A 9,515-nucleotide genomic window follows, 5' to 3' on the forward strand; every position below is an offset into this window, starting at 1 on the left:
TCAGACTTCTGCTGCCTGCCTCTCAGGCGTGACTTTTGTTCAGTAAGCGTAGCGCGGCTCACGTGCGTGTTTTCCGGCCCACGCAACGTTTCGGTCGCTGATTTTTTGAAACGAGTCAGCTCCAATCAGGGGAATACTAATGAACACTCAAGGACGTACGCGGATCAAAGCCGGCTCCTCGCGAATATTGCTAACCAGCGCATGCGCCTACGCGGCCCTGATGGCCGGCGCAGCACACGCTCAGGAGGATCAGTCCGACCCCGCCACGCAAGTGAGCGATATCATCGTGACCGGCTCCCGCGTCGCGCGCCCGGACTACGTGGCCAATAGTCCGATCGTGTCGGTCTCGACCGAGGACATTGAGGACACGGGCCAGGTTTCGGTCGAGCGCGCCCTGACGCAGTTGCCGCAATTCACCGGCGCGTTCGGCCAGGCCAGCACCGGCAGCAGCACCACGACGCTGAACGCCGGTCAGGCCAATGCAAGCCTGAGAGGCCTGGGGCCCAAGCGGACGCTGATCCTGCTGGACGGCCGTCGGATGCAGCCGTCGTCTCCTGACGGCTCGATCGACCTGAACACCCTTCCCGAAGCTCTGATCGGCAACGTCGAAGTCATCACCGGCGGCGCCTCCACCGCCTATGGCTCAGACGCCACGGCGGGCGTGGTCAACTTCCGCCTGCGCAATATCGAAGGCCTGACCATCAGCAGCCAGTACGGCGTCAGCGAATACAATGATGGCGAACAGTTCCGCGCGACCGTCACCGCCGGCCAACGCTTCGCCGAGGGGCGCGGCCGCGCCATGATGTCGGTCGACTACTCTATGCGCGAACCCGCGTTCCAAAACGATCGGCCGTTCAACATCGCGCGCACGCTTCAGAACGGCACGGCGACGCTCGATTCCGGTGCGATGCTCTTCCCCGGAAACGCGCCTAGCGCCGCTGTGGTCAACAATCTGTTCCGCAATGTCTATGGCGCCAATGCCGTCACCGGCTCCGCCACATACACGGGCCAACTGGGCTTCAACCTGGACGGCACCCTGTTCAGCCATGTGACGCCGGTCGGCAACTATTTCGTCGAGAATTTCCGCGATCCGGAGACTGACACCCAGTACATCGCAGGCAGCCGTAAACAGCTCAATTTCGGCTGGCCGAACAGCCAGGTGGTGAACACCAACGAACGCATCACAGTCTTTTCCAAGCTTGACTATGACGTCACCGACAACACCTCGGTCTTCGCTCAGGCGACCTTCACGACCTATGATGCGCTGACCTATTTCAACCCTACCCTGGCGTCGGGCGCGGCCTATGCGCTCAGCGCCCCGGTCACCAATCCGTTCCTGTCGCCTGACGCACGGCTGGTCCTCGCGTCGCGCCGTGATCCCAACGCGGACTTCACCTTCCAGAAGGCCTTCACCGCTGCCGGCGACCGACTGCAGACCAATACCTATGACGTCTATCAAGTCGTCATGGGCGCCAACGGCGTCGTGCCATACCGCGACTGGACGTGGGATGTCTTCGCCAGCGTGGGTCAGACCAAGACCAACAACATCCAGCATGGCGCTCTCAGCAAATCGGCCGTTCTGAAACTGCTGTATGATCCGTTCGGCGGCGCCGGCGGCTCGCGACTGGAATATGACCCCGTGTCGGGGGCTCCAGTGGGCATGGTCGCCTATCCCGTACTCTGCGCCGGCGGCGCCAACTTCTTCGGCAACAATCCGATTTCCGACAGCTGTATGGACTTTATCAGCCGTCGGACCTCCAACACCAACGACATGAAGCAGCGCGTTGCCGAAGTGAACTTCCAGGGCGGACTGTTCAACCTTCCGGCTGGTGAAGTGCGCGTGGCGACCGGCCTTGGCTATCGCTACAACGCCTTCCAGTACAACTCCGACGAACTGTACAATATTCCGGGCGTCGGCAGTGACATTCTGGGGTACAGCGTCCTGCGGCCTTCAGGCGGCAACACCAGCGTCAGCGAAATCTATTTCGAGGCTCTGGTTCCCCTGCTAAAGGACGCGCCGATGGCTCAAGAGGTCAATATGAACCTTGGCTATCGTTATTCGGACTACAGCAGCGTCGGCGGCGTCAGCGCCTATAAGGTCGACGTCGACTGGAGCATCGTTGACGCCTTGCGTCTGCGCGGCGGCTACAACCGTTCGGTGCGCGCGCCTAGCGTCGGCGAACTCTACGCTCCGGAATCGTCGGGCAGCACGGGCATCGGCAGCCCCAGCGCCGCGACCCCGTTCGGCGGCGACCCTTGCGATGTCCGCTCCGGCTATCGCGGCGGCTTCGGTCAGAGCGGCGCCAACGCCGCCAAGGTCGAGGCCCTGTGTCTGGCCATGGGCGTGCCGGCGGGCGTGCTTCCGACCTATCAGTTCGGCTCCAACCAGGTGTTCGCCCTGACCGGCGGCAACCCCGACCTGCAGGAAGAAACCACCGACACCTATTCGATCGGCGCCGTCATACAGTCGCCGTTCACCACGCCGCTCCTCGAGCGGATCTCGACGTCGATTGACTGGTATTCGATCGAAGTCACCGGGGCGGTCGGCAATCTGCCCATCATCCAGACCATCGAGAATTGCTTCAACCTCAATGGCGGAAATCCCAACTATGACGTGAACAACTACTATTGCCAGGTCATGGGGACGCGCAACCCGACCACGGGCTTCCTGTTCGAGCCGGGGCAACCTGCGCTGAACCTGGGGGCGTTCAAGGTCAGCGGCGTGGACCTGCAGATCGACTGGTCGTTTGACCTGGCCGACATCGGTCTGCCTGCCTCGGCTGGCAGCCTGTCTCTGGGCACCGTGGTCAGCTATGTCGACACGTTCGAGATCCAGAACCTGCCGGGCGGCCCGGCCTACAACTACGCTGGCAGCCGCGGCACCGCCGTCGAAGATGGAGCCGGCTTGGCTCACCCTGACTGGAAGGCCAATACGACCCTATCCTACACTCGGGACTGGATGAACATCAGCCTGCGGTGGCGTCATACCGCCGCGATGATTAGCGCCGAACAGGTTCGCAACGCGGCCAGCACGACACGGGGCGTCGATTCCTACGACGTCTTCGATCTGAACGGGCGCTTCACCCTGCCAAACGACCTTAGCGTGCGGGTGGGCGTCTCCAACCTGTTCAACGAAGAGCCGCCTCAGGTCGGTAATTTCGCCGGCAGCTATGATGGCCAGAACTACGATACGCTCGGCCGATATTATTCAATCGCCGTAACTAAGAGCTTCTAAACGGCTTGGGCTGCGGAGAAGGACGGCGTTTAGACCCGTCCTTCTCCCTCTCCCACTTTGATGAACCCAGGTGCGCATTCCATAGCTGCTTCTGGCCTTGGCCGAATTCTGCTTGGAACCTGATGATCCGGAACGATCGTCTAACCAGTTCGCCCCCTGGTCTGTCTCCCCTTTAGACACATGTACGAAAAGCGGAATCCAGAACATGAAATTCACCAGTCTTACGGCCATCACCGCCGCCCTCTCGTGTCTTGCCGGCACAACAGGGTGGGCGGCTGAACTACCCAAGACGCAGCAGTCCGCCATCATCGGGACCGTCGAACGCGAACGTGAGCAGCTGGGGGCCGCCGCCCTGGCTATCTGGGGGTTCGCCGAGGTCGGTTATCAGGAGACCCAGAGTTCAGCTCGCCTCCAACAGGATCTGACCGCCGCAGGCTTCACGGTCACGGCAGGGATAGCCGGCCAGCCGACCGCTTTCCTCGCCAGTTTCAAGAACGGCGACGGCCCGGTGATCGCTCTCCTGGCTGAGTTCGACGCCCTGCCCGGCTTGTCCCAGGCGGTATCGCCCGTCGAACAGTCTTTGCATGGGATCGCTGGCCACGGTTGCGGCCATAACCTGTTCGGCGCCGCTTCCAGCTATGCCGCCATCGCTGTCCGCCAGTGGATGGTTGACAACAACATCAAGGGCGAGCTGCGCGTCTATGGCACACCCGCCGAAGAAGGCGGCTCGGCCAAGGCCTTCATGGTCCGCGACGGCCTGTTCCGAGACGTGGATGTCGCACTTCATTGGCACCCCGCGACAGTCAACAGCGCCAGCCAGGGGACGACCAAGGCCAATGTCAGCGGCAAGTTCCGGTTCTACGGGACGTCATCCCACGCCTCCGGCGCGCCGGATCGCGGGCGATCGGCTCTAGACGCCGTCGAGGCCATGAACGCCATGACCAATATGATGCGCGAGCACATTCCTGATGGAACGCGCATCCACTATGTCATCACCAACGGCGGCGAAGCGCCCAATGTGGTGCCCAACTATGCGGAGTCCTACTACTACGTCCGCCACGGCGATCCCCAAGTCGTTCTGTCGGTCATGGAGCGGCTGAAAAAGGCTGCGGAAGGCGCTGCCCTGGGGACCGAAACTCGCTACGAGTTCCAGCAGATCGGCGGCGTCTACAGCATGATGCCGAACGGCGCGCTGATGGCGGTCATGGATCGCAACCTGCATAGCGTCGGCGGCATTTCCTGGACGCCGGAGGAAACGGCTTTCGCGACCGAACTCCAGCAGTCTCTGGCCAGCCGTCCGCCGCTGTCGAGCGTTGGTGAAATTCAGCCCGCCAAACTGAGTTTCGATGGAGCGGGCGGATCAACCGACGTGTCGGACGTCAGCTGGGTCGTCCCCACCGTCGGTTTGGCGACCGCTACGTTCGTGCCTGGTTCGGCGGGGCATAGCTGGCAGAACACTGCGGCCGCAGGCTCCAGCATTGGGGTCAAGGGCGCGGTCGTCGCGGCCAAGACGATGGCCCTGACGGCGGCTGAACTGTTCGTCAGCCCCGAAACCATCGCTGCGGCGACGGCAGAGCTCCATCAACGTCGTGGCGCGGACTTCGTCTATCGCCCGTTGGTCGGTGACGGCCCCCCGCAACTGAACTATCGCGGCGGCCAAGAATGACGCCAAGGCCGAGACGATGGGACCGCAGTTGACGCCCTAAATGACGCTTCAGGCCGCCGCCGTCGCATAGATGGCGGCGGTATGGCCCCCGAGGCGAGTATCCGCCAACTGAAGTCGCCTCTGGATTGACAGTGTCAGAGCGTCGCGTGAGCGCTATCCATCATGAGACTATAAAAAAATGGCGGAAGACTTATGTCTTCCGCCAAAAGTTTTAGCTCTGATATCGAATCAGAACTTCAGGCGCAGGCCAAAGGTGTAATAACGACCAATGGCATCGTACGTTTGCGGGAAGGTGTTCCCGTTATTCGACGCCGTGGTGCCGATGTTGGAGCCGACTTCCGGCGGCGCTTCATCCAGCAGATTGTTGACCGTGGCGGTGAAGCGCACGTTGTCAGTGATGTCCCAGCGCGCCGTCAGATCGAAGTAATTATAAGCCCCGATCGAAGAGTACGGAGCGTACCAGTTACCGCTGCCAGGTTCGACATCGACGCTTGCCAGGTGGCGCCACTGCAGAGAGGCAGCGTAATCGCCCAACGACCAAGTGGCGCGGCTAGTCCAGCGTTGCTTCAGACGCGGCTCGCCGCACGAAGTCGAGTAGTAGCCAACGCAATCACGCAGTACGGAGGCTGGCGTGGCTTGGCCTTCGTTCTTGGTGACGATATTGCCATTGACGCTCAGATCAACACGACCGACGTCGCCGAAGCCGTAATCCGACAGCTCAACGCGATAGTTGGCCGCCAGATCGAAGCCCGACACACGCTCATTGCCCAGGTTCGAGAGCAGCAGGGCGACGCCGCGCGCCTCCACGCCGTTGACCGAACCGTTGGCCGTGTTGCGACCGATGAGCTGACAGAATTCGTTGAACGTCAAATTGGGGTTCAACGCGGTGCTGTAGCAGCCCTGGATAACGTCGTTGACGCTGTTGCTGCTGACCGTTTTGTCGATCTTGATGTCGTAGTAATCGACGCTCAGACGCAGGCTCGGCACGAAGGCCGGCTGCCAGACGGCGCCGATGGTCCAAGTGTCAGCCTCTTCCGGTCCCAAATCCGGGTTGCCGCCGGTCAGGACGTTCACTTGTCCCGAGTTCGGCGCTGCGACAAAACCGATAGCAGCCGTCGGCACGCCGGTCAGGCGGCAGAGATTGCTGAGCGTGCCGGCCGTGGTGGCTTGTCCAGCATTGATGCTGGCCCCTTGGCAGGGGTCAACCGCCAGATTGCTCAAACCCGTGACTTGCGGATTGAACAGTTCGCCGATGTTCGGGGCGCGGGTGGCGCGTTGGAACATGGCCCGGATGCGCAGATCCTCGATGGGGGACCAGTCGCCGCCGATCTTGTAGCTGCCAAAGTCAGTCTTTTTACCCGATGCCTCGAACTCGGTATAGCGGTAACCGGCTTCCAGGTTCAGGCTGTGGACGAACGGCATGTTCTCGATCAGCGGGATCGAAAGTTCAGCGAAGGCTTCGCGCATCTCGAACTCGCCCTGACGGTCCGGAACTGGAGCGCCGGTGCCGAGGACTTCGCCGTTGATCTGCGAGGGTGCATCAGCGCGCGTGGCGGCGCTAGAACGACGCCATTCCAGACCGAAGGCGGTCGCGATTGGACGTTCAGCCCATGGGCTGCTCAATTGGTCCGGCAGAATGCCCGAGATCGAGCCCGACACCACATCCTGTTCGATCGTCGTCTTATTGATCGAGGCCAGATTGATGTAGTCGATCATCGCCTGAGTGATCGAGCCTTCAGCGCCAAAGACGTTGATCGGCACGCAGCCGGCAACCGGCGTGGCGGAGCCCGGCACGATACATGCTGTGGACGAGACCGTGTTCAAGGCGTTGCGCAGCTTGGACAGCGAGCCCCAGTCACGACGGGTGACCAGTTGCTCGGTCTCGCCATGCGATGCGTAGATATCGTAGTTCCAGTTGGAGCCGATATCGCCGCGAATGCCGGCCAAGAGCTGCAGTGTCTTGTTTTCGTAGTCTACCGGACGGCTACCCATCTCGGTGAAGCGGCGATTGATCGTCAACGGAATGATGGTCGAACCGCCAGCGCCGGCGACACAACTCGCCGCCGGAATGCCGCGCGCTGCGCAGAGTTGCTGACGCATCGGCTCCGGAATGAACGGGTTTCCGATCGGCACGCTGTAGGTGTTGCCAAATGTGCCAGTCGGGGCGTTATCCAACGACACGTCGCTCTTGACGTAGGTCAGGTGGCTGTAGACTTCGGCCGACGGGCTGATCTTGTACGACCCCAGGGCGTTGATCTGATAGCGGCTGAGCGGCGTCTGATAGAGGTTGAACGGGTTGTAGTTGTAGCCAGCCGCATTGTAGGCGGGATCGCTCGGGCCGATGAGAGCGCCTGTCGCCGGATTGATTTCAGCGCCAGTCGGAATCGGCGTGCCGCCCGCAACCGGCGTCACGCCGAAGCGGCCAGGAACCGAGGTGCCCGAACCCAGCGGATTGCCGGTATTGGACGAACGAGCCACCAGGCCCCAAGGGCGCTGATCCTGATACAACGGGTCAGTTTTGGTGTAGCCGAAGCTGACGACGGCGTTGCCACGGTCATCGGCGAAGTTGCCGCCAACGGTCAGGTCAATCTTGCGGCGAACGGCGTCGTTCTCTTCCGAAAGGCCATAGGAGGAGGCGAACTCGACGCCCTCGAAGTTGTCCTTCAAGATGAAGTTCACGACACCGGCGACGGCGTCAGCGCCGTACACAGCCGAAGCACCGCCCGAGACAACGTCAATCCGTTCGACCAAGGCCACAGGAATGGTGTTGGTGTCGACGACGCCCTGCAGGTTGAATGGCACCATGCGGCGGCCGTTGATCAGGACCAGGGTGCGGTTGGTGCCCAGGCCGCGCAGGTTGATGGTCGCGCCGCCGCCCGAGCCGTTGTTGGTGGCCGAACCGACGGCCGGCACTGCAGCCGGCAGATCCTTGACCAGTTCTTCAACGGCGACAGGTTGCTCAAGAGCGATTTCCTCAGCGCCTACGGACGAGATCGGACTAGCCGCTTCATAGCCGGGCTGACGGATACGCGAGCCGGTGACGACGATAGCGCTGACTTCGGACACTTCCTCGCCCGTCGACTGCGCCATTACGGGCGTCGCGGCCATGAAGCCTAGAGCTGCGCCCCCAATGATAGTCGTTGCGAGCAAGTGCTCGCGCATGAATCTCTTCTTCAAGAGAGTCCCCTTCTAAAAAAGCGCCCCGTACTGCCGAAGCAACCCCCACGGCGCATGGATAGCAAAACACGCGACGACGGCGTGTCGACGCGAATCCGACCATAACGACACACTGCAGCGCGGAAAAAGACGTACTTCCGCCAAAAATAGACTCTTTGAAAATTTTCAGTCTTTTTTTCCATTTCGATTGCTGAAATGTCACAGCGTTCTTCGACCGCCTGGTCCGGGCGTGGTGATGACAGGCGCTCTGCGAAAGCCTGGGCTGCGCGACGGCCTGGTCAGCCATGGTCGTCACGCCTCACGTAACCGTGAGTTGTGAGATTGTAATCCCCATTCTTTGCTCTTCAAGCGCCGCTGTGGCGCTCGTTCGGAGGAATGAGATGACGAAGCGACTGAAAGCTGGGTTAGCTGTTGCAGGTCTACTAACTATTGGGCTCGCCGGAGCCGCTCTGGCGCAGACCTATCTGGATCCACAGATCGCCTATTCCTACGTCCTTTACGAGGATGCCGCCAAAACGATCGTCATCGGCTATGACTCTGATCAGGGTTGCGTGGCGTCTGGTCAGAACGTCTATGCTAAGCGTGTGCAACTTCATACGCCGTACTATGATGCAACTCCGATGTACCTCTGTACAGGGATGGGCCCCTATCTACCGCCGGAGTGGTGATCAGACATCGATGATTCAGTCCTTCGCTCCGGTTGAGAGATCAGCCGGGGCGGAGGTAATCGGTAGTTGTGCAGACTTTCGTTGTCGTCGCTGATCCAGCCTTTGCTGCAGGCAAAAAAGGCCCCAAACGTTTGCCGGGAGCCTTCATCCACAATGATGGATGGCGATTACCAGCCGCCTAGGCCGGGGCATCGCCCGATCGCTTCCATCGTATAGAAATCGGACATCTCGCCCGTTACCAGAGGGGTCATGATCGTGGCGCTGACGGTGCACAACGCCGGGCTGTTTCAGCGACTTAGCGTCCAGCAATGTGACGCCTGAGGGCGTGGTCCGTTTCGCCCGTAGTTGTCTTCAGGGCCTCAACGGCCTCCATCTGGAGACGATCATGTCCATCTTGAACCCCCTTCCCTTCATCGCCGTCTCTGCCGTCGTTCTGTTGTCGGCCGCGCCGGCGGCGGCGCACGCTCGCCTGGTCAGCGCCACGCCGGCGGTTAAGTCGGCCGTGGCGGCGCCGCGCGTCGTGACCCTGACTTTCAGCGACCGTGTGGCTCCGGCCTTCTCGAGCTTTGACGTGGTCAACGCCGCCGGCGCCAAGGCGACGGTCCGCACCCAGGTCAGCCAGGACGGCAAGACCATCACTGGAACCCTGGCTCGCCCGCTGGCCGCCGGGGCCTATGTCGTCAACTGGCGCATCGCCTCCACCGACGGCCACCGCATGACCGGCAGCTACGACTTCACCGTCCGCTGATATGGTCGAGGTTTGGATCAT

General features: G+C 61.4%; 5 protein-coding genes. 4 read left to right on the top strand and 1 reads right to left on the bottom strand.

Translation table 11 applies throughout. The features are described 5' to 3' along the window. Positions 1 to 286: 286 nt before the first annotated feature. Positions 287 to 3,235 (top strand): TonB-dependent receptor domain-containing protein, encoded by a 2,949-nt coding sequence (locus tag RT567_RS00295; RefSeq protein ID WP_313573505.1) that lies wholly within the window; start codon positions 287 to 289, stop codon positions 3,233 to 3,235. 205 nt (positions 3,236 to 3,440) lie between these two features. Then, the gene (locus RT567_RS00300) at positions 3,441 to 4,901 is read left to right on the top strand and encodes an amidohydrolase (RefSeq protein ID WP_313573506.1); all 1,461 of its coding nucleotides are present in this window, start codon (positions 3,441 to 3,443) and stop codon (positions 4,899 to 4,901) included. 228 nt (positions 4,902 to 5,129) lie between these two features. On the opposite strand, the gene RT567_RS00305 is transcribed toward RT567_RS00300, so the two are convergent. Continuing rightward, complete coding sequence (locus RT567_RS00305) at positions 5,130 to 8,063, bottom strand: TonB-dependent receptor domain-containing protein (protein ID WP_313573508.1); 2,934 nt, start codon at positions 8,061 to 8,063, stop codon at positions 5,130 to 5,132. Positions 8,064 to 8,458: 395 nt separating this feature from the next. Here RT567_RS00305 and RT567_RS00310 point away from each other — a divergent pair, with 395 nt between their 5' ends. Both RT567_RS00310 and copC read left to right on the top strand, forming a co-directional pair. Beyond that, a complete protein-coding gene (locus RT567_RS00310) occupies positions 8,459 to 8,746 on the top strand; it encodes a hypothetical protein (protein ID WP_313573510.1) in 288 nt (95 codons plus the stop codon). 385 nt (positions 8,747 to 9,131) lie between these two features. Continuing rightward, positions 9,132 to 9,494, top strand: a complete 363-nt coding sequence (copC, locus tag RT567_RS00315) for a copper homeostasis periplasmic binding protein CopC (RefSeq protein ID WP_313573512.1) — start codon at positions 9,132 to 9,134, stop codon at positions 9,492 to 9,494. Positions 9,495 to 9,515: the final 21 nt, after the last annotated feature.

Origin of the sequence: Brevundimonas sp. (genome assembly GCF_032107865.1) — a bacterium.
Classification (GTDB): Bacteria; Pseudomonadota; Alphaproteobacteria; order Caulobacterales; family Caulobacteraceae; genus Brevundimonas.

Coding starts and splice junctions, on each gene's coding strand:
- RT567_RS00300 (WP_313573506.1), top strand. CDS start 3,441: ATGAAATTCACCAGTCTTACGGCCATCACCGCCGCCCTCTCGTGTCTT.
- RT567_RS00305 (WP_313573508.1), bottom strand. CDS start 8,063: ATGCGCGAGCACTTGCTCGCAACGACTATCATTGGGGGCGCAGCTCTA.
- RT567_RS00310 (WP_313573510.1), top strand. CDS start 8,459: ATGACGAAGCGACTGAAAGCTGGGTTAGCTGTTGCAGGTCTACTAACT.
- copC (WP_313573512.1), top strand. CDS start 9,132: ATGTCCATCTTGAACCCCCTTCCCTTCATCGCCGTCTCTGCCGTCGTT.